Here is a 19,503-nt window from a genome sequence, read left to right on the forward strand (position 1 = left end):
AATGGCTTCTTGGATTTCGTTTGTCGCAGGTCATTGCCAGAGCTGTTGGCGGATCTGCTTAGGGAGTGAACATCTCAATGACGAAAGAACTTGGCGTCGGCATCATCGGATGCGGCAATATTTCCACCACCTATTTCAAGCTGGCGCCGCTCTTCAGGGGCATCAGGATCATCGCCTGCGCGGACATCGATCCGGCGGCGGCCGAGGCGCGCGCCGCCGAATTCGATGTGACGGCCCAGAGCATCGAGGCGCTTCTCGCCAATCCGGAGCTGGATATCATCGTCAACCTGACCATTCCGGAGGCGCACTTCCCGGTTTCGAAGGCGATCCTCGAGGCCGGCAAGCACGTCTATTCCGAGAAGCCGCTCGTGCTGTCGCTCGAGCAGGGCGAGGAGCTGAGGGCCACCGCAAAGGCGAAGGGATTGTTGGTCGGCAGTGCGCCGGACACTTTCCTCGGCGGCGCCCATCAGCTTGCCCGCGCCTATGTCGATCAGGGCAAGATCGGTCGCATCACCTCGGGCACCTGCCACGTGATGAGCCCGGGCATGGAAATGTGGCACCCTAACCCGGACTTCTTTTTCCTGCCGGGCGGCGGCCCGGTGCTCGATCTCGGCCCGTACTACATCGCCAATCTGATCAACCTGATCGGACCGGTGAAGCGCGTGGCGGCGCTTTCGTCGATGGCCAACCAGACGCGCACCATCACCAGCGAGCCACGCAAGGGGGAGGTGATCCCGGTCAAGACGCCCACCAATATCCATGCGCTGCTCGAATTCCAAAACGGCGCAACCATCACGCTGTCGGCGAGCTGGGACGTCTGGGCGCACCGCCATGGCAATATGGAGCTCTACGGCACCGACGGATCGCTCTTCGTGCCTGACCCGAATTTCTTCGGCGGCACTGTCGAGGCGAGCGGCCGAGGCAAGGAAATTCAGCCTCTGGAGGCTTGGGATCACCCCTTTGCAGTCAATAACTGGGAGCATCCGCTGGGGCCGATCGCCAATTACCGCACCGCCGGCCTTGCAGACATGGCCGATGCCATCCTGGCGGGGCGCGACGCGCGCTGCTCGCTCGATCGAGCGCTGCATGCGGTCGACGTCATGGTGTCGATCCTGAAATCGGGCGAGGAGGGGCGGTTCGTGACGCTCACCACGACCTGCACCCAGCCGGCGGCGCTTGGGATCGAGGAGGCGAGGGCGCTGTTGCGATGACGCGCACAGCTATCGTCGACAAGATGACCCCTCCGCAACCCCTCCCCATAAGGGGGAGGGGCTTACCTTGCCGCACCGTCTTACCTCCGTCTCAGCGGGATCAACCCACGCATAGGCTGAAGATGGGCAGACGAGCGCCGCGGGTACCAAGCCCCTCCCCCTTGTGGGGAGGGGTTGGGGAGGGGTATTCAAGCCCACCCATACTAACGAGGAACGCGACTCATGCCCTGGCAACCGGCGGACAATCGATACGAGAAGATGAAATACAACCGCTGTGGCAGGAGCGGTCTGAAGCTGCCGGCCATTTCGCTGGGGCTGTGGCACAATTTCGGCGGAGATACGCCGCATGAGCGCAAGGTGGACATGTGCCGCACCGCCTTCGATCTCGGCATCACCCATTTCGATCTCGCCAATAATTACGGTCCACCGCCCGGCTCGGCGGAGATCGCCTTCGGCGAGATCCTGCGCACCGAATTCGCCGGCTTCAGGGACGAGCTGATCATATCCTCGAAGGCCGGCTACGACATGTGGCCCGGACCCTATGGCGAATGGGGCAGCCGCAAGTATCTGATCGCCTCCTGCGATCAGAGCCTGAAGCGCATGGGGCTCGACTATGTCGATATCTTCTATTCCCATCGCTTCGATCCGGACACGCCGCTCGAAGAGACCTGCGGCGCACTCGACCACATCGTGCGCTCGGGCAGGGCGCTCTATGTCGGCATTTCCTCCTATAATTCCCAACGCACCCGCGAGGCGGCGGCGATCCTCAAGGATCTCGGCACCCCCTGCCTGATCCATCAGCCGAGCTACTCCATGCTCAACCGCTGGATCGAGGATGACGGATTGGTCGATACGCTGGAGGAACTCGGCATCGGGTCCATCGTCTTCTCGCCGCTGGCGCAGGGCATGCTGTCGACGAAGTATCTGAGCGGTATTCCCGAGGATAGCCGCGCGGCGCAGAATCGCTTCCTCAAGAAGGGCTTCATCCGGCCGGAGATCATCGACAATGTCCGCAAGTTGAATGCGATCGCCGAGAGGCGCGGCCAGACCTTGGCGCAGATGGCACTCTCCTGGGTGTTGCGCGGCGGCCGCATCACCTCTGCCCTGATCGGCGCCAGCCGTTCGGCGCAGATCGTCGATTGCGTCAGAGCGCTCGAGAACGACGATTTCTCGGCAGAGGAACTGGCGGAGATCGATCTCTATGCGCGCGAGGCCGACGTCAATCTCTGGGCCGCCTCGGCCGAGCGTTGATCGACTGCATGTCTCAGAGACAAGCAGCAATGCAGAGTGCTACAGCGCCTTCGTCCGGCAGACGCCGGTCTGTCCGACGAAGGCTTTGATTTGCCTTGACTAAGGCGATCGGCGCCAGGGGTCCGTCACATCCGACAAAAGTCGGGCAGGAGGCCGAAATCGGCCTCTGGACATGTACCCCCATCTCTGTATGGTGCGGTGGTGCCGGTAGCGATTTGCGAGCATCTCCGTGTGCCCAGCGACCGGCAGAGCGAGGACAATGAGCCGTCGACGCGCTGAGGCGTCGATGAAAATGCTCAATCGACGGTTGCGGAGGAAACGCAGCCGTCATAGCGGGAGATAGGGAGGTACTATGGATCGCCGTTCATTCATCAAAAATGCGGGTATCGGCGGGCTTGGTGCGGCAGCGGCCACGGCACTCGCAGCACCGGCCATCGCCCAGACCAACCCGAAAGTCACCTGGCGCCTGACATCGTCCTTCCCGAAGTCGCTGGACACCATCTATGGCGGCGGGGAAGTCCTGGCGAAGTACGTGTCGGAAGCGACGGACGGCAATTTCCAGATTCAGGTCTTCGCGGCCGGCGAAATCGTGCCGGGCCTGCAGGCTGCCGACGCGACGGCAGCCGGTACCGTCGAGGCTTGCCATACGGTTGCCTATTACTACTGGGGCAAGGACCCGACCTGGGCGCTCGGCGCCGCCGTGCCCTTCGCGCTCAACGCGCGCGCCATGAACGCCTGGCATCACCATGGCGGCGGCATCGACATGTTCAACGAGTTCCTGGCTGCACAGGGTCTCGTCGGCTTCCCGAACGGCAATACCGGCGTTCAGATGGGCGGCTGGTTCCGCAAGGAAATCAAGACCGTCGCCGACATGAAGGGCCTCAAGATGCGCGTCGGCGGCTTTGCCGGCCGGGTCATGGAGAAGCTTGGCGTCGTGCCGCAGCAGCTTGCCGGCGGCGATATCTATCCCGCGCTCGAAAAGGGCACGATCGATGCGGCCGAATGGGTCGGGCCCTATGACGACGAGAAGCTAGGCTTCTTCAAGGTGGCACCGTACTACTACTATCCCGGCTGGTGGGAAGGCGGACCCACGGTGCACGCGATGTTCAACAAGGCGGCTTTCGACGGACTGCCGAAGGCCTATCAGTCGCTCCTGCGCACCGCGTGCCAGGCGGCGGATGCAAACATGCTGCAGAAATACGACTATCTGAACCCCGCAGCGATCAAGCGGCTGGTTGCGGCAGGTGCCAAGCTGAGCCCGTTCAGCCCGGAAATCCTCACCGCCTGCTTCGACGCGGCCAACGAGGTCTATGCGGAAATGGAAGGCGCGAATCCCACCTTCAAGAAGATCTGGGAATCGATCAAGGCCTTCCGCGGCGAGTATTATCTAAACGCCCAGATCGCCGAATACAATTACGACACCTTCATGATGATCCAGCAGCGCAACGGCAAGCTCTGAGGCTGCGGTTCGATTTGCGGGAACAAGAAACCCCGGAGCGCTGCTCCGGGGTTTCTCTTTGTCATCAAGGTCGTTTGCCCTGGGGACAGGGCCGTGCCGCGAGCCTCTTCTCCCCGTCAGCCGAGGAGAAGGTTCCGGTCCACCCTCCGTAGCTGCTGCGGAGGAGGGGCAGGCAAGGGGCAGCGTGCACCCTCAATTGAACGACGGCGGCGCGCTCAGATCTGGCGCCGGTGGCTGCTGCTGCTGAGGCGCAACATTCGGCTGGGCCGGCTGCTGGCCGCCGTCGAGCGGGCTTCCGCCCGGGAGTTGCAAGCCGCCCGGCAGGCCGAGGCCGCCGCCATTGTCCGGCAGGCCGAGGCCGCCACCCGTGCCGAAACCGGGGACCTCGATCTTGATGGTCGAGGGATCGACATCGGCGCCTGCGCCTTTGTAGTGCATCACCATTTGCGGGAACATGAGGGTCAGCGCCACCATGATGATCTGGATGCCGACGAAAGGCACGGCGCCCCAGTAGATCTGGCCGGTTGATACCGGCTGCATCCGCTTGCCGGTCACCTTGTCGAGATAGGGCACCCTCGGCGCGACTGAGCGCAGATAGAAGAGTGCGAAACCGAAAGGCGGGTGCATGAAGCTCGTCTGCATGTTGATCCCGAGCAGAACGCCGAACCAGATCAGGTCGATGCCGAGCTTTTCCGCGGCCGGAGCCAGGAGCGGCACGATGATGAAGGCGAGTTCGAAGAAGTCGAGGAAGAAGGCGAGCAGGAAGACCAGCACGTTGACGGCGATCAGGAAGCCGACTTCGCCGCCCGGCAGGCCGACCAGCAGGTGTTCCACCCACAGGTGACCGTTGACGCCGTAGAAGGTCAGCGAGAACACGCGCGCACCGATCAGGATGAACAGCACGAAGGCGGAAAGGCGCGTCGTGGAGGCGAGCGCGGCGCGGACCACGTCCATGTTGAGCCTGCCTTTCGCGGCGGCGAGGATCAGGGCACCGACCGCGCCCATCGCTCCGCCTTCCGTCGGCGTCGCAATGCCGAGGAAGATCGTGCCGAGGACGAGGAAGATCAGCGCCAGCGGCGGAATCAGCACGATGATGACCTGCTGCGCGAGGCGCGACAGGATGCCGATGTTGAATGCCTTGTCGGCGATGGCGACGATGTAGACGAATATGACGCCGACCGTTGCGCCGAGGATGTCCGCGTTCTCGCCCTGCGTCGGCGCGAGGTAGACATGCGCCGCATAGGCGATCGCGACGGCGACGGCGACGGCGACGACGAGCGAAGCCACGCCCGATCCGAGCGTGCGGGCTTCGAGCGGCAGGGCCGGCATCGAGTCGCGCTTCAGGAACGACATGAGCATGATGTAGCCCATGTAGAGGCCTGTCAGCACGAGCCCGGGGATCAGCGCGCCGGCGTACATGTCGCCGACAGAGCGGCCGAGCTGGTCGGCGAGAACGATCAGCACCAGCGACGGCGGGATGATCTGGGCAAGCGTGCCGGAGGCTGCGATGACGCCCGAGGCGACACGCCGGTCATAGCCGTAGCGCAGCATGATCGGCAGCGAGATGAGGCCCATGGCGATGACGGATGCGGCAACCACACCGGTGGTGGCGGCAAGCAGGGCGCCGACGAAGATCACCGCATAAGCGAGACCGCCGCGGATGGGACCGAAGAGCTGGCCGATCGTGTCGAGGAGATCCTCGGCCATGCCCGAGCGCTCGAGCACGATGCCCATGAACGTGAAGAAGGGGATGGCGAGCAACGTGTCGTTCGACATCACCCCCCAGAATCGTTCCGGCAACGCGTTGAGCAACGGCCAGGAAAGGTTGATCGAATCCGATAGGGGCGCGAGTTCCACGCCGATGATGAAGAACAGGAGCCCGTTCGCGGCAAGCGAGAAGGCGACGGGGTATCCGAGGAGCAGGAATATCACCAGCGACGCGAACATGATCGGCGCCAGGTTGTCCGCGATGAATTCGATCATGGGCGGACCTCCGGCGCTACAGCCTCGTCGAGCGGCGCATGGGTCGGCACATGGGGCGTCGGGTCGTCCATGCGGCCGGTCATGACGGCGATTTTCTTGATGATTTCCGAAATGCCCTGCAGCGCCAGCAGGATGAAGCCGGCGAGCAGGATGGCTTTGGCCGGCCATATGATCAGACCGCCGGCGCTGGAGGAGACCTCTCCCGAGAGATAGGACATGCGGACGTAGGGCACGAGGTAATAGACCATCAGCAGCACGAAAGGCATCAGGAAGAAGACGTGCCCGAAAAGGTCGATCCAATGCTGCACGCGCCGCGAGAACATGCCGTAGACGATATCGATACGGATGTGCTCGTTCTGGCTCAACGTGTAGGCGGCGGCAAGCATGAAGGCGCCGCCGAAGAGGTACCATTGCGCCTCGAGCCAGGCATTCGACGACATGTTGAATGCCTTCCGGATGACGGCGTTGCCGGCGCTGACGAGAACGGCGACGAGAATGAGCCAGGAGACCGCCTTGCCGATCCTCTCGGTTATGGCGTCTACCAGCCGGCTGAGGCCGAGTAATGGTTGCATCGAACTATCCCCGCAGTAGGTATTTTTCTTCTGCCAAGCACAGTCACAGTGCCGATTTCAAGGGTGCTTTCAAGCCCGCGCTTTCATTTTTCCGCATTGCAGTTCAGGTGCACGGCCTTACCCCCTGGGCCAGCCCGTCCTCCGCAGCAGCTGCGCTGCAGCTGCGGAGGGTGGACCGGCCATCTCCCCCACTAGGGGGAGAATACAAGCGGCTTGCACCCCGATGCCAGAGGGGGTGCGGCGGAACCGCGATTCGGAAGCCGCGACATGTCCCTGAATCTTCAGCGGCAAGTAAGCGCGAAGGCCTTGAAACTGCCCTGAGTTTCGGGCTGGATGCTCGACGATTCTGGAGGAGAAGAACATGGCCGCGTCGATCCGCAATCCGATCCTGCCGGGCTTCAATCCCGACCCGTCGATCTGCCGGGTCGGTGACGACTATTACATCGCGACGTCCACCTTCGAATGGTATCCGGGTGTGCAGATCCACCATTCGCGCGACCTGGTGAAGTGGCGGCTCATCCGGCGTCCGCTCGAGCGCGCGAGCCAGCTCGACATGCGCGGCAATCCCGACAGTTGCGGCATCTGGGCGCCGTGCCTTTCCTATTGCGACGGCTTGTTCTGGCTCGTCTATACCGACGTCAAGCGCTTCGACGGCAACTTCAAGGACGCCCACAACTACATCGTCACGGCCGAATCAATCGAGGCGACCTGGTCCGATCCGGTCTATGTCAATTCGTCGGGCTTTGATCCTTCGCTCTTCCACGACGATGACGGTCGCAAGTGGTTCTTGAACATGCAGTGGAACCACCGGACAGAGAGTTTCGGCGGTGCGCCGAAGAGCCCGGCTTTCGACGGCATCCTGCTGCAGGAATGGGACGAGCGGACACGCAAGCTCATCGGTCCCGTGAAGAACATTTTCGCCGGCAGTTCGCTCGGACTTGTCGAGGGGCCGCACCTCTTCAAGCGCGACGGCTGGTATTACCTCACGGTTGCCGAGGGCGGGACCGGTTACGACCACGCGGTGACGATGGCGCGGTCGCAGACTGTCGACGGGCCTTACGAGTTGCATCCGAACGTCCACCTCATCACCTCCAAGGACCATCCGGAGGCGCCGCTCCAGCGGGCCGGCCACGGACAATATGTCGAGACTCCGGACGGGCAGGCCTATCACACCCATCTTTGCGGACGGCCGCTGCCGCCGCATCGCCGCTCACCGCTCGGGCGCGAAACGGCGCTGCAGAAATGTGTCTGGCGCGACGATGGCTGGCTCTATCTCGAAAACGGCGGGGTCGTGCCCGAGGTGATCGTGCCGGCGCCGGTGACTGCGCAAGCCGTTCCTCTGCCGGCCTCGACGGAGACGGATTTCGACGATTCGGAGCTTCCGCCGGAGTTCCAGTGGCTGCGCACGCCGTTGCCGGAGCGGATCTTCTCGCTCACGCGGCGGGAAGGACACCTGCGCCTCTTCGGTCGCGAGAGCATCGGCAGCTGGTTCGAGCAGGCGCTGGTGGCAAGGCGCCAGGAGCATCATTCCTTCCGCGCGGAGACCGTGGTCGAGTTTGTGCCGCACACCTATCAGCAGGTCGCAGGGCTGACGCATTATTACAACCGCCACAAGTTCCATGCGCTCGGCGTCACCTGGCACGAGACGCTCGGCCGCAGCGTGACGATCTTCTCTTGTCCCGGCGATTTCCCGCATGGACGCCTGGCCTATCCGGCCGGGAGCGGCGTTCCGGTGCCCGAGGGGCCGGTCCATCTGGCGATGGAGATACGCCAGAACGATCTGCAGTTCTTCTGGCGGGCCTCGGCCGAGGAGGCATGGGCGGCGATCGGTCCGGTACTCGATGCGGGCGTGATCTCGGATGAGGGCGGACGCGGCGAGCACGGCTCCTTCACCGGCGCCTTTGCCGGCATGTTCGCCTTCGACACGTCCGGCAGCGCGATGCCCGCGGATTTCGATCGCTTCCGGTACGAAGCGCCGGTGGGTGAATAGCTTGTGTTGAGCGAGTGATGGAGCCAGCCTCACCCCCTCTGGCCTGCCCGTCCTCCGCAGCTGCTGCGGAGGACGGGCAGGCCAGAGGGGGTAGCTGATACATGCGCCGGCGTCAGCTTCCAGAGGAGAGGCAGCCCTTCAGCGATGCCCCGATGCCTTCCATAAGCTGGAAGTAAAGGTCTGGCCCGGCATCGAGCGATCCGCCTTCCGGGTCCAGCGTACCGGATTTCGCTGGCGTACCCTCGATCACCACATTGACGAGCTTCGGTTCGAATTGCGGCTCGGCGAAGACGCAGGTGGCGCCGAGGTCCTCGATCTTGGCGTGGATCTGCGACAGCCGCTCCGCGCCGGGGAGCACCTCGGGGCTGACGGTGATCGAGCCGGCGACCCGCACATGATAGCGGTTCTCGAAATATTGATAGGCATCATGGAAGACGACGAAGGGCTTGTCCTTGATCGGCGCGATCGTCTCGGCAAGGCCTTTGTCCAGTGCCTCGACGCGCTCATTGAATTTCTCGAGATTGGCCTCGTAGGCGGTGGCATTCGCCGGATCGACCGCGGCGAGCGTCGTCTTGATCTCATCAGCCATCGCCTTGGCGTTCATCGGGTCGAGCCACATATGCATGTCGAACTCGCCTTCGCCATGGTGATGCTCGTGGTCGTGCTCCGCCGCTTCCTTTTCTGCGGCGTGGTCATCATGCCCTTCATGGCTGGCGTCTTCCCCGTGATGACCTTCTTCCTCATGGCCTTCGTGTCCGTCATCATGTGCTTCGAAGGCGCCGCCTTCCCGGAGCTTCAATTTCGCGACTCCCGGTGCTTCGCCAAGCTCCACCACCTTCGCGCCGCCACCGAGTGCGTCGAGCGGCTTGTCGAGAAACGCCTCGAGCCCGTGGCCGACCCAGAACACCACCTTTGCGGACTGCAGGGCGGCGGCATTCGAGGGTTTCATGCTGTAGGTATGCGGCGAGGCGCCGCCTTCGACGATCAGCGACGGCTCGCCAACACCCTGCATGATGGAGGCGACGATCGAGTGGATCGGTTTGATGGAAACGACGACGTTCGGGGCGTCCGCTAGAGACGGCGACGAGAAGAGGAGGGTGGATGCAAAGAGCAGGGCAGGCGTCGATTTCATCGGTGACTCCGGGCTTCAGTTTTTCAGCAGCCCCGCGGGTTTTGCGGGAGTGTTCTATTGCGTTGGACCATGGTGTAATGTTATTACATCAATTGCGTTATGCTATAACGTGTGCGATAGCCAGAGGCAACCGTCGAAATCGGATTTTTTATGCTGAACTTCCGCCCCCAGGAGAAGACGACACTCGTCAGATTGAGCAATGCCGGCGTGCGCCGCAATGGCCGTTGGCTCGTGCGCGGAGTCGACTTTTCGATCAGCCGCGGTGAGATCGTCACGCTCATCGGCCCCAATGGTTCGGGTAAATCGACCACGGCCAAGACCGCGATCGGCGTCGTGAAGCCGGACGAGGGCAGTGTCGAACGCATGGCGGGCCTGAAGGTCGGCTATGTTCCGCAGAAGCTGTCGGTCGATTGGACCCTGCCGCTCACGGTCGAAAGGCTGATGACGCTGACGGGGGCGCTAAAAGCGCGAGAAATCGAAGAGGCACTGGCCGCGACCGGGATGCTGCATATGGCGAAGGCGGAGGTGCAGCACCTTTCGGGCGGCGAGTTCCAGCGGGCGCTGCTGGCGCGGGCGATCGCCCGCAAGCCGGATCTGCTCGTACTCGACGAGCCGGTGCAGGGGGTCGATTTCTCCGGCGAGATCGCACTTTACGAACTCATCAAGCAGATCCGCAACCGCACCGGCTGCGGCATCCTGTTGATCTCGCATGATCTCCATATCGTCATGGCGGAAACCGATACGGTGGTCTGCCTGAATGGCCATGTCTGCTGTCGCGGCACGCCGCAAGCGGTCAGCCAAAGTCCGGAATATCTGAAGCTGTTCGGTCGCCGCGCCGCCGGTGCGCTTGCCGTCTACAGCCATCATCACGACCACACGCACCTGCCGGACGGGCGGGTGCTGCATGCCGATGGCAGCATCGCCGAAAGCTGTTTCCCGGGAGACGGCCATCATCACCACGACGGGGCCGAGAACGTCCACGATCACGACCCGGACTGCGGCTGTGGCCATCACGCGAGGCTGCACGGTTTCGGGCCATCGGAAAAGCGCGATGCTTGACGATTTCTTCATTCGCGCGCTCGTTGCCGGCATCGGCATCGCCATGGTCGCCGGACCGCTCGGCTGCTTCGTGATCTGGCGGCGCATGGCCTATTTCGGCGACACGATGGCGCATTCGGCACTGCTCGGCGTCGCGCTGTCGCTGCTTTTCGAGCTCAACCTGATGCTCAGCGTCTTCATCGTCGCGGCGGTCGTTTCGTTGCTTCTGCTTTTCCTGCAGAAGCGCGGCGCGCTGTCGACGGACGCATTGCTCGGCATCCTGTCGCATTCGGCGTTGTCGATCGGTCTCGTCATCGTCGCCTTCATGACTTGGGTCAGGATCGACCTTATCGGCTTTCTCTTCGGCGACATCCTCGCCGTTTCCAGGGGCGACATCGACATCATCTGGGGCGGCGGCATCCTGGTAATCTTCGCGCTCGTCTATCTGTGGCGGCCGCTGCTTGCTGCGACCGTCAATCCGGAACTCGCCGAGGCGGAGGGCCTGCAGCCGGAAAGGGTCCGGCTCTTCTTCATGCTGCTAATGGCGCTGGTGATCGCGATCGCCATGAAGATCGTCGGCATATTGCTGATTACCTCGCTTCTGATCATTCCCGCGGCGACCGCACGCCGCTTTGCCGCCTCGCCGGAGATCATGGCCGTGCTCGCCTCGCTGATCGGGGCGCTTGCGGTCGCAGGCGGTCTTTTCGGATCGCTCCACTGGGATACGCCATCGGGACCGTCTATCGTCGTCGCGGCGCTCGCGCTTTTCGTGCTGAGTCTCCTGCCGGTCGGCCGGGGTCTTCGGGCGTCAGAGTCTTTGCGCGGAGGACAGAATTGATGGGCATGCCCCAACTGACGAGAAACCAGTCGCTGGTCCTGGGGGCTCTCTCCCACTCCGAGGGGCCGATGAGCGCCTATACGATTCTCGACAAGCTCAGGGACCAGGGCGTTCGCGCGCCGTTGCAGGTCTATCGGGCGCTCGACAAGCTGCTTGAATATGGCCTCGTCCACCGGCTCGAAAGCATCAACGCCTTCGTCGCCTGCACCTGCCCGCACGAGCACGAACACGACCACGGCGTCACCGCCTTCACCATCTGCGAGGGCTGCGGTCAGGTGACGGAGTTCCACGACGAGGCGATCGAACAGCGCCTCGCGGTGCTGGTGCGCGGGCAGAGCTTCAAGACCGAGAAGACAACGATCGAAATCCGCGGGCATTGCAAGAGTTGCGGGTAAGGCGGGGCTGCGTCGCCGTATCTACCCCCTCTGCCCTGCCGGGCATCTCCAAGGGGGTGAACGGGGCGCGTACCTCGTCCAGGAAAACTCAATCGAGCCTTCTCAGCTGCGCGGCATAATGCTGCCAGTTCCTCACATAATGTTCTGCCGAGCGTCTCAGCCCCTCGACGGCGGCGTCGTCGAGTGTGCGGATCGCCTTGGCAGGCGCTCCGACGATCAGCGAATTGTCGGGAAACTCCTTGCCTTCCGTGACGAGCGCATTGGCGCCGACGAGGCAGTTGCGGCCGATCTTCGCACCGTTCAGCAAGGTTGCGCCCATGCCGATCAGCGAATTGTCGCCGATGGTGCAGCCATGCACGATCGCCCGATGGCCGATGGTGCAGCCTTCGCCGATCGTCACCGGAAAGCCGGGGTCGACGTGAATGATCACCGCCTCCTGAATGTTGGTGCGCGGGCCGATCCGGATCGGCTCGTTGTCGCCGCGCAAGGTCGCTCCGAACCAGATGCCGACATCGTCGCCGATCTCCACCTGCCCGATCAGGTTGGCGTCGGGCGCGATCCAGTAGCGGCCTTCGAGCGGTGTGGTCGGCTGTTGCGGTCCGAGGGCATAACGTGGCATTCCGGCTTCCTTCTGCTTGCGGTAGGCGCGTACGACCGATACTGGCCGTACCGATCCAATTACCCTATCACACGACTTGGACCGTTAGGACCGCGACGCCGTCGACGCCACAGGTGACGAGGTCGCCGCGCGCGACCGGCCCCACGCCGGAGGGCGTCCCTGTCATGATGACGTCGCCGGGCGCCAGAGTGAAGAGGCGCGAGAGCTCCGCCACGATCTCCGGCACCGACCAGATCATCTGCGCCAGATCGCCTCCCTGGCGCATCTCGCCATTGACCTTCAGCCAAATCCCGCCGTTTACCGGATGGCCGATCGTCGTTGCCGGAACGAGCGCCGAAATCGGGGCGGAATGTGCGAAGGCCTTGGCGGCCGTCCAGGGCTTTCCCGCCTTCTTGGCCTCCGCCTGCAGGTCGCGGCGGGTGAAATCGATACCGACGCCATAGCCGTAGACGTGGTCGAGCGCCGCTTCGAGCGGAATGTCCGTGCCGCCGCTCCGCAGCGCCACCACCAGCTCCACCTCGTGGTGCACGTCCGAGGAGCGCGGCGGATAGGGGAAGTCCTTGCCGGGCGGCAGCAGATCGTCGGCGTTCTTCTGAAAGAAGAAGGGCGGCTCGCGATCGGGATCGTGGCCCATTTCGCGGGCGTGAGCGGCATAGTTGCGGCCGACGCAATAGACCCGCCGCACCGGAAAGCTCGCACGGCTTCCAGCGACCGGCAGCAGGACGGGCGGGGAGGGTGGTATGACCGTTTCCATGATCGTCCGGTTCTCCATCTCCGGTTCTTTAGCGGATCGGCTCGACAATCGGAACCGATCTTCGGAAGGCACTACTTGCAGCGTCCTTGGTGCGTCCCGAAGGACGCACGGCGCTGTAGTCGCGCAAAATCGCTGCCGCAACCTCGGTCGAAGCGGGATCGCGAGACTTGCAGGGTACAGGCAGCCGAAAAAAACGAAACGCTACGGCACCTTGCGGTGCCGCAGGGGCGTGGGTGCCGTAGCGAATCTCAGGAGGGAAATTAGCAGCAGACCGCTGCAATGGGGAAAATTATGCGCAGGTCATCTGCGATCGCCGCACTCAGGCGCAGCGTGCATAGGCTTCAAGTTGGTCGCGGGTCAGGAAGCGGCCATCGGAACGCGAATTGAGTTCCGGGTGGCTGTATTCGAGGCTTGGCACATCGGGAAGTTCAAGGGCCTGGCGTACAGTCATGATGCCGAGGTCCTTGCGGCCCGTTTCGCGCTTGACGCTCACTTCGACGATGCGACGGAGATTGCGTTCGCTCATTGTGTCTCTCCCGTATTATTTTTTGTTGTCCCTTTTGATGCGGAGTTAAGCACCCAGAAGTTGTTTTTTATGAGGCACCTCAGGACTATAGAGTCCATAAATGAAGGTTTTACGACGGAAATTCGACGCTTTCGCGGAGATTTATGCCACGGCTCGTTCGGGCTCTGAGAAACCGCGGCCACGAACGAAGTAAATGCTCGTCGGATTGCGACATCGCTTATATTAGAAAGCGCCCTTCGCTTCAAGCGAATGCCTCGGCGGCGATGTTTAATACTATTTATGAGGCCGCCATTTGTAATACAAATGGGCCGTCTTGCCGTTTCCGCGCTGTCAATGGAAAGGTTTTGCAGACAATACCGGCTTGTCGTGCAAGGATGCTGAACGCTGCCGTCCAAGGCCTGGGGCTGCCGACTTCAATGCGCCGTCAGATGCGCTTCCTTGGCGGCGAACATGAAGAGCCTCCGCGCCTCGTCGGGCGTCCGCCGGCCGGCAATGGCAGCTCGGCAGGCGCTGCGGGCCGCCACATAATAGGGGCCGCGATGCGGCCACTGGCCCGCCAGGCACGCGAGCGCATCGGACGGTCCCATGACCTTGCGCACGTCTCCGCCGTCCAATCCCAGCTCGATAGGATGACTCCACAATACTTGATGCATGCTTCTCCTCCTGGGCGCGAGGGCCGGCGGCGCGCCGTTCCATCGCCGAAAACGAACGGTGCGCGGAGACTGCCGAAGGATCGCCTGCCTTGCTCCTCCGCGCTTGAGATCCGATGCCAGAACGTGGTCGGCCGCAGCCTTGTTCCGTGCAACTCACGCGCGCGAAACCGGGCCAAGCGCTACAATGTAACCCAGCATCGACCTTTTGTCCGCAATTTTGAGGAAACCCTCCGGAGTCGATTAAAGCCCCTCAATTGCTGGGGTTCCAAGTGTCTGGCGGCCGGCTTATCCTCTCTTCGGCTGGGAGAGTGGCATGACATCGGTTTCGGATATTCGGTTGACCTGGTTGCCCCTGCGCAACGGGACATATTGCGCCATGCTTGGGCGACATGAAGTGGCATTCGTGATGAAACGCCAGACGATGAGTGATTGGGCCTGGCGCATTTCCCATTGCAACGGCACGCAGCAGACCGGCTTTCAATATGCGCCCTCGCTCGAGGGCGCCAAGGCGGCGGTGCTGGAAGGCATTCAGGAATGGTTCCGCCAGGCGGGATTTGAATAGGCCTCGACGCTGCCGCCGGCGCCTGTCGCGCTTTTGCAGCGCCAAGCGGGTCGGCCAAGGCCACCGGTCTGGCATTGCGGCGAGCGTGCCTATATAAGAGCCGGAACCGTTTTCGCCATGCCCGCGCGTGCGGCTTCGTTCAGTGCGCGCGCTGCGAGGTCGCGGGGTGCCGATCCGAGAACGGGCGCCTGATCCAGACCCAACCTGATCCAGACCCAACCTGATCCAGACCCAAGCGGAACAGAAGTGACGACCGACGCAATCATGCCCCTCATGACGGAAGAAAATCCGTATTTCAAGGCGCCCGTCTTCGCCGTCGCGCCGATGATCGACTGGACCGACCGCCACTACCGCTATTTCGCGCGGCAGCTATCGCGCCATGCGCTGCTCTATACCGAGATGATTGTCGCGGATGCGATCCTGCGCGGCGACCGCGAGAAGCTGCTCGGCTATGACGCCAGTGAGCATCCGGTCGCGCTGCAGCTCGGCGGCAACGATCCGGCGAAGATGGCGGAGGCGGCGCGGATCGCAGAAGCTTTCGGCTATGACGAGATCAACATGAATGTCGGCTGCCCGTCCGACCGGGTGCAATCCGGCACCTTCGGCGCCTGCCTGATGCGGGAGCCGGAGCTGGTCGCCAAGTGCGTAGCGGCGATGAAGGCGACGGTGAAGATCCCCGTCACGGTCAAGTGCCGCATCGGCGTCGACGACCAGGAACCGGAGCTGGCGTTGCGCGACCTCGTGGCCCGCGCCCGGGATAGCGGGGCGGATGCCGTCTGGGTGCATGCGCGCAAGGCCTGGCTGCAGGGCCTGAGCCCCCGGGAGAACCGCGAGATCCCGCCGCTCGACTATGGCCTCGTGCATCGGCTGAAGGCGGAAAACCCGAATCTTTTCGTCGGCCTCAACGGCGGTCTTCAGACGCTGGATCAGGCGCTCTCACATGTCGATCCGCGCCTGCTGCCGGAGACTGCGCCATTGCCGCAGGCAGCCGAAGGTGCGCCGCTCGACGGTGTCATGCTCGGGCGCGCCGCCTATCACGACAGCGGCCTGCTGACCGCGGCGGATGGCTATTTCCGCCATCCGATCACCGGCGCTCCGCCAGCGCCGACCGAGCCGGACGGCTTCTCCGATCGCCATCACCGCCTCTCGCTCGATTTCTGGGCGGGTGTGCGCGACTCCATGGCCGATTACGCCGGCGCCCATATTGCAAGGGGCGGTCGGCTGATCCACGTCACCCGCCACATGGTGGGCCTTTTCCAGGGTTGGCCCGGGGCGCGGCGCTACCGTCAGATTCTCTCCGCCGACGCCACCCGCAAGGGCGCCGGTGCTGAGGTGATCATCGCCGCCTTCGACGCGGTGTTCGAAGCGGCAACGGCGCGCCAGGCGGCGGAGTAGGGCAAGGCACCGTCGGTTCCTTACTCGTGTGCTTGTCGCACGAATTCAGCCGCGGCGCGTCGGCGCCGTGAATGACTGGGATTCGGAAATTGCTGTTTCTGTCGAGTGGTTTTCCGCGGCCCAAGGACTTGGGCGCGCTGGATACCTGTGACAAGCACAGGCATGAGGGAGGGAGAGGAGGTTGCGCTAGCGTACTCCCGCTTGGCTCGCGTCAGCGGGAGAGAGGACCAATGCGCCGCGAGTCTCCTTCGCCCCGCGAGCGGCGAGAAGGTGGTCGGTCCACCCTCCGCAGTTGCAGCGCAACTGCTGCGGAGGACGGGCAGCGGGATGAGGGGCATTTGCCAGCCACACAACGAAAAACGGCGCCTCTCGCGAGGCGCCGCTTTCCAGAATCAGAACGCGTCCGGCTCAGAGAGCCTGGAGATTGACGGCCTTCGGGCCCTTGCCCATGCGGTCCGGCTCGGTGTCGAAGGAAACCTGCTGGCCATCCTTGAGCGTTGCGAGGCCGGCGGCCTGGACCGCGGAGATGTGGACGAAAACGTCCTTCGCGCCGCCGTCCGGCGTGATGAAACCAAAACCCTTGTCCTGGTTGAAGAATTTTACGATGCCCTTGGTGGCCATGGAAGAAGTCCTTTTCCTTCAGTCTGTCAGTTTGCCGCAACCCAGCGGGTACGTAGCACGCTTCGGCTGCTTTAGGTAGTGTGTTCGTGCCCCCGAAGGGATACGAACCTGTCGTCTTCAGCGTTTTGCAGGTGCCCGGCGTCTCATGATCCGCGCCGGCCGCTGTATCACTTAGAACTGCCGCATGATTTATCCAGTACTGGAATCATGCGGACAGCGCTGAAAGGCGTCGAGTGGTCACGATATCGGGGAAAAGACGTCTACGATGCCGCTTGCGGCATTCCCGGCTTTTGCCGGTTCAGTACGAAAGTCCAGTCTCCGGGATTGAAATCGCCCGAACGGCTACAGCAGTGGCAGTGTTCGGGAAAAAAGGCAAGGGAAGTTTTGCGGGTGGGGCGCCGAGGCGGCAATTCCTTGCGGCGCAGGGGATGCGGCGGGCAATTGCCCCGCCACTTCGGTCGACAAAACTCGTGGATTGCCCCGTTTCGACCACATTTTCGTCGCGACGCTCCTGTGTGCCTGGTCCGGCATCGGGGATGGCGGGGTTGCTGCCGGCGCAGCGACCCGGTAGGTCTGGACCGGTTACGGAAGTGAAGTCGATTGAAGAGCAGGTGGCCGGCGTGATCGATCCCTATGCCCTCCTTGGAATTGAGCGCGACACCGACGTGAGGGCGATCCGGACGGCCTACCGCCGCGCGGTGAAGACGGCGCATCCGGACCGCGGCGGCGAGGCCGAGGCGTTCGGCAAGCTGCAGGCGGCGTATGAACTGCTGAAGGATCCGGTGCGCCGCAAGGTCTACGACGACACCGGCTACGATCCTCAGCTCGCAGACTCCAAAGACCTCAAGGGCTTGATGATGTTGGAAACGCTGGTCAACGAGTTCATCCTCGACGAGCGCGAGCCGGGCAGCTTCGACCCGGTCGCGGCAATGCGCAGAAAACTCTCGGATGACATCGTCAAGAACCGCTTCCACATACTCGAACTCGAACGCCACCGCTCTCGCGTGCGCAAGCACCTCGACCGCCTCGGCCGGCGACCGGAGACCGACGTGCTCGGTTCGATGCTGCGCGCCCGCAGCCAGTCGATCGCCGAGGCGATCAAGAACGCCGAGGCGCAGATCGAGGCGATCGAGCAGGCCTATGCGATGCTCGAAGGCTATTCCTATGAACTCGAGGCGGCGGAAGTAAAGGCGAACGCGGCGGAGTAGGTTTGGGCGCAGCGCGGCTTAGAGCGCCCATATCCCCAGGCAAAGAGCCGGCTCGACGTCGATGCGCGGCCCCGATCGAAACGCTCGGGGCCGCGCTCCGTGACCTACAGGTCGGAGTCAGGTGATCGCCCGCGGCTCGTGTTATCTATCCCCGTGCGTCTTGGACTCGGCTTGCGACTTTCCAGCGCCCGGTCCACCGCGCGACACGCCTTTGCCATGGGCGCTGCCGGGATTGGTCGGATCCCGCCCGTTGCCCCAGCCGTTGTTGCCCTTCTCGCGGTTGCCACCGTTGTCGCCGTTACCGCCATGGTCACCATTGCCACCGTGGCCGTTGTCGCCGTTACCACCATTGCCGCCATTGCCGCCGTGACCGTTGTCGCCGTCGCCGCCACCGCCGCCGCCGCCACCGCCGCCGCCGCCACCGCCGCCGCCGCCACCGCCGCCGCCGCCGCCGTTGCCGCCATTGCCGCCATTGCCGCCGTTGCCGCCGTTGCCGCCGCCATTCCCGCCATTGCCGCCGTTGCCGCCGCCGTTACCGCCGCCATTACCGCCATTGCCGTTGCCGTTGCCGCCGTCATCGGCGCCGCGATCGGTGTCGGTCGATTGAAAGACGTTGCGAATGAAGGTCGTCGTCAAAGGCGGACATTGCGCCAGCTGTCCGGCCGAGAGAATTTCGGTGCGGTTCAAGGCAATGCAGCAGAGCTCGTAATTGGACTGAGTGAGAGGGGTGCACTGATCTACAGTAAGGATCGGTCGTTGGACCTGTTGAGCTCCCGCGGGAGCCGCCGTCACCGCAAGAAAACCAGCGGAGATCAGTGCTAAACCAGTGCTTGTAAAATGTGAATCCAGGATGCGCATTTGCATTCTCCCTAATTTAGTTCGGGCTAATACAAAAACGAGCAAGTTTGTTCCAGGGTTCCCTCGAAAATTTAGTGGAATTTCAGGGGGATTCTTTTCGCCGCCTACTTGGAATTGTGGTGGATGCCAATTTCCTTATTGCCGGTAGCAGGACAGCCGTGCATGCCGGAAAATGGATAGCGCCGCAGCGACTATGCGGGGACAACTTTCCGGCGACTTCCCCAAACGCGATATTCATGCTCGCGCGCGCAAGCACCAGCCGAGTGCTTGGCTGCCCGAGGGCAATCAAGACGCCGCCGCGGGACCGAGACGCTCGCGCGGGTCCATGCGGCTTCTCAAGCCACCGGTGTTTCAGGGCTTGCGTCGATTCAAGGAGGCATGCAGCACTCAAGGCGTACCGCCAGCGCCTTCTTGCCTGTCGCGCGGCGGAGAGATGCA

At 63.1% G+C, this 19,503-nt stretch carries 19 protein-coding genes; 10 read left to right on the top strand and 9 right to left on the bottom strand.

The annotated features are described in order from the left end of the window. Positions 1-77 precede the first annotated feature (77 nt). The 3 genes from J2Z31_RS23890 (at position 78) to J2Z31_RS23900 (ending at position 3,921) form a co-directional block, all read left to right on the top strand. Positions 78-1,211, top strand: a complete 1,134-nt coding sequence (locus J2Z31_RS23890; RefSeq protein ID WP_209605342.1) for a Gfo/Idh/MocA family protein — start codon at positions 78-80, stop codon at positions 1,209-1,211. 222 nt (positions 1,212-1,433) lie between these two features. Further along, positions 1,434-2,462: an L-glyceraldehyde 3-phosphate reductase gene (mgrA, locus tag J2Z31_RS23895; RefSeq protein ID WP_209605344.1), complete on the top strand. Its 1,029-nt coding sequence runs from the start codon at positions 1,434-1,436 to the stop codon at positions 2,460-2,462. Positions 2,463-2,814: 352 nt separating this feature from the next. Beyond that, positions 2,815-3,921, top strand: a complete 1,107-nt coding sequence (locus tag J2Z31_RS23900; protein ID WP_209605346.1) for a TRAP transporter substrate-binding protein — start codon at positions 2,815-2,817, stop codon at positions 3,919-3,921. A 192-nt stretch (positions 3,922-4,113) separates the two neighbouring features. Here the strand turns inward: J2Z31_RS23900 and J2Z31_RS23905 are convergent, their stop codons facing one another. Beyond that, complete coding sequence (locus J2Z31_RS23905) at positions 4,114-5,904, bottom strand: TRAP transporter large permease (protein ID WP_209605348.1); 1,791 nt, start codon at positions 5,902-5,904, stop codon at positions 4,114-4,116. After that, on the bottom strand, positions 5,901-6,476 hold the full coding sequence (locus tag J2Z31_RS23910) for a TRAP transporter small permease subunit (RefSeq protein ID WP_209605350.1): 576 nt from the start codon (positions 6,474-6,476) through the stop codon (positions 5,901-5,903). The genes J2Z31_RS23905 and J2Z31_RS23910 overlap by 4 nt, the downstream gene beginning before the upstream one ends. 361 nt (positions 6,477-6,837) lie before the next feature. On the opposite strand from J2Z31_RS23910, the gene J2Z31_RS23915 reads away from it, so the two are divergent. Continuing rightward, complete coding sequence (locus J2Z31_RS23915; protein ID WP_209605352.1) at positions 6,838-8,466, top strand: glycoside hydrolase family 43 protein; 1,629 nt, start codon at positions 6,838-6,840, stop codon at positions 8,464-8,466. A 112-nt stretch (positions 8,467-8,578) separates the two neighbouring features. On the opposite strand, the gene znuA is transcribed toward J2Z31_RS23915, so the two are convergent. Then, positions 8,579-9,598 carry a zinc ABC transporter substrate-binding protein ZnuA gene (gene znuA, locus J2Z31_RS23920; RefSeq protein WP_209605354.1) on the bottom strand — a complete coding sequence of 340 codons (1,020 nt, stop codon included), beginning with the start codon at positions 9,596-9,598 and terminating at the stop codon, positions 8,579-8,581. Between the two features lie 150 nt (positions 9,599-9,748). Between znuA and J2Z31_RS23925 the strand changes: the two genes are divergently transcribed. From J2Z31_RS23925 to J2Z31_RS23935, 3 genes are read left to right on the top strand one after another with little or no spacing between them, the layout of a single operon-like run. Then, the gene (locus tag J2Z31_RS23925) at positions 9,749-10,657 is read left to right on the top strand and encodes a metal ABC transporter ATP-binding protein (RefSeq protein WP_209605356.1); all 909 of its coding nucleotides are present in this window, start codon (positions 9,749-9,751) and stop codon (positions 10,655-10,657) included. After that, entirely contained in the window at positions 10,650-11,474 is an 825-nt protein-coding gene (znuB, locus tag J2Z31_RS23930) for a zinc ABC transporter permease subunit ZnuB (protein ID WP_209605357.1), read from the top strand. The genes J2Z31_RS23925 and znuB overlap by 8 nt, the downstream gene beginning before the upstream one ends. After that, positions 11,474-11,869 carry a Fur family transcriptional regulator gene (locus J2Z31_RS23935; RefSeq protein ID WP_209605359.1) on the top strand — a complete coding sequence of 132 codons (396 nt, stop codon included), beginning with the start codon at positions 11,474-11,476 and terminating at the stop codon, positions 11,867-11,869. The genes znuB and J2Z31_RS23935 overlap by 1 nt, the downstream gene beginning before the upstream one ends. Before the next feature lie 88 nt (positions 11,870-11,957). Here J2Z31_RS23935 and J2Z31_RS23940 read toward each other — a convergent pair whose 3' ends face one another. From J2Z31_RS23940 to J2Z31_RS23955, 4 genes are all read right to left on the bottom strand, one after another. Next, a complete protein-coding gene (locus J2Z31_RS23940; RefSeq protein ID WP_209605361.1) occupies positions 11,958-12,488 on the bottom strand; it encodes a gamma carbonic anhydrase family protein in 531 nt (176 codons plus the stop codon). Between the two features lie 67 nt (positions 12,489-12,555). Continuing rightward, complete coding sequence (locus tag J2Z31_RS23945) at positions 12,556-13,242, bottom strand: fumarylacetoacetate hydrolase family protein (protein ID WP_209605363.1); 687 nt, start codon at positions 13,240-13,242, stop codon at positions 12,556-12,558. Positions 13,243-13,561: 319 nt separating this feature from the next. After that, positions 13,562-13,768, bottom strand: a complete 207-nt coding sequence (locus tag J2Z31_RS23950; protein ID WP_209605365.1) for a hypothetical protein — start codon at positions 13,766-13,768, stop codon at positions 13,562-13,564. Positions 13,769-14,181: 413 nt separating this feature from the next. Further along, positions 14,182-14,421 carry a DUF982 domain-containing protein gene (locus J2Z31_RS23955; RefSeq protein ID WP_209605366.1) on the bottom strand — a complete coding sequence of 80 codons (240 nt, stop codon included), beginning with the start codon at positions 14,419-14,421 and terminating at the stop codon, positions 14,182-14,184. A gap of 313 nt (positions 14,422-14,734) precedes the next feature. Here J2Z31_RS23955 and J2Z31_RS23960 point away from each other — a divergent pair, with 313 nt between their 5' ends. Both J2Z31_RS23960 and dusA read left to right on the top strand, forming a co-directional pair. Next, entirely contained in the window at positions 14,735-14,983 is a 249-nt protein-coding gene (locus J2Z31_RS23960; protein ID WP_209605369.1) for a hypothetical protein, read from the top strand. Between the two features lie 264 nt (positions 14,984-15,247). Continuing rightward, positions 15,248-16,378 (top strand): tRNA dihydrouridine(20/20a) synthase DusA, encoded by a 1,131-nt coding sequence (dusA, locus tag J2Z31_RS23965; protein ID WP_209605842.1) that lies wholly within the window; start codon positions 15,248-15,250, stop codon positions 16,376-16,378. A gap of 408 nt (positions 16,379-16,786) precedes the next feature. Here dusA and J2Z31_RS23970 read toward each other — a convergent pair whose 3' ends face one another. Then, on the bottom strand, positions 16,787-16,999 hold the full coding sequence (locus J2Z31_RS23970) for a cold-shock protein (protein WP_012708287.1): 213 nt from the start codon (positions 16,997-16,999) through the stop codon (positions 16,787-16,789). Positions 17,000-17,619: 620 nt separating this feature from the next. Between J2Z31_RS23970 and J2Z31_RS23975 the strand changes: the two genes are divergently transcribed. Further along, positions 17,620-18,207, top strand: a complete 588-nt coding sequence (locus tag J2Z31_RS23975) for a DnaJ domain-containing protein (RefSeq protein WP_408022056.1) — start codon at positions 17,620-17,622, stop codon at positions 18,205-18,207. A 141-nt stretch (positions 18,208-18,348) separates the two neighbouring features. On the opposite strand, the gene J2Z31_RS23980 is transcribed toward J2Z31_RS23975, so the two are convergent. After that, positions 18,349-18,894 (bottom strand): hypothetical protein, encoded by a 546-nt coding sequence (locus J2Z31_RS23980; protein WP_328243637.1) that lies wholly within the window; start codon positions 18,892-18,894, stop codon positions 18,349-18,351. Between the last annotated feature and the right edge of the window lie 609 nt (positions 18,895-19,503).

The organism is Sinorhizobium kostiense (assembly GCF_017874595.1).
GTDB classification, from domain to species: Bacteria; Pseudomonadota; Alphaproteobacteria; order Rhizobiales; family Rhizobiaceae; genus Sinorhizobium; species Sinorhizobium kostiense.

Coding starts and splice junctions, on each gene's coding strand:
- J2Z31_RS23890 (WP_209605342.1), top strand. CDS start 78: ATGACGAAAGAACTTGGCGTCGGCATCATCGGATGCGGCAATATTTCC.
- mgrA (WP_209605344.1), top strand. CDS start 1,434: ATGCCCTGGCAACCGGCGGACAATCGATACGAGAAGATGAAATACAAC.
- J2Z31_RS23900 (WP_209605346.1), top strand. CDS start 2,815: ATGGATCGCCGTTCATTCATCAAAAATGCGGGTATCGGCGGGCTTGGT.
- J2Z31_RS23905 (WP_209605348.1), bottom strand. CDS start 5,904: ATGATCGAATTCATCGCGGACAACCTGGCGCCGATCATGTTCGCGTCG.
- J2Z31_RS23910 (WP_209605350.1), bottom strand. CDS start 6,476: ATGCAACCATTACTCGGCCTCAGCCGGCTGGTAGACGCCATAACCGAG.
- J2Z31_RS23915 (WP_209605352.1), top strand. CDS start 6,838: ATGGCCGCGTCGATCCGCAATCCGATCCTGCCGGGCTTCAATCCCGAC.
- znuA (WP_209605354.1), bottom strand. CDS start 9,598: ATGAAATCGACGCCTGCCCTGCTCTTTGCATCCACCCTCCTCTTCTCG.
- J2Z31_RS23925 (WP_209605356.1), top strand. CDS start 9,749: ATGCTGAACTTCCGCCCCCAGGAGAAGACGACACTCGTCAGATTGAGC.
- znuB (WP_209605357.1), top strand. CDS start 10,650: ATGCTTGACGATTTCTTCATTCGCGCGCTCGTTGCCGGCATCGGCATC.
- J2Z31_RS23935 (WP_209605359.1), top strand. CDS start 11,474: ATGGGCATGCCCCAACTGACGAGAAACCAGTCGCTGGTCCTGGGGGCT.
- J2Z31_RS23940 (WP_209605361.1), bottom strand. CDS start 12,488: ATGCCACGTTATGCCCTCGGACCGCAACAGCCGACCACACCGCTCGAA.
- J2Z31_RS23945 (WP_209605363.1), bottom strand. CDS start 13,242: ATGGAAACGGTCATACCACCCTCCCCGCCCGTCCTGCTGCCGGTCGCT.
- J2Z31_RS23950 (WP_209605365.1), bottom strand. CDS start 13,768: ATGAGCGAACGCAATCTCCGTCGCATCGTCGAAGTGAGCGTCAAGCGC.
- J2Z31_RS23955 (WP_209605366.1), bottom strand. CDS start 14,421: ATGCATCAAGTATTGTGGAGTCATCCTATCGAGCTGGGATTGGACGGC.
- J2Z31_RS23960 (WP_209605369.1), top strand. CDS start 14,735: ATGACATCGGTTTCGGATATTCGGTTGACCTGGTTGCCCCTGCGCAAC.
- dusA (WP_209605842.1), top strand. CDS start 15,248: ATGCCCCTCATGACGGAAGAAAATCCGTATTTCAAGGCGCCCGTCTTC.
- J2Z31_RS23970 (WP_012708287.1), bottom strand. CDS start 16,999: ATGGCCACCAAGGGCATCGTAAAATTCTTCAACCAGGACAAGGGTTTT.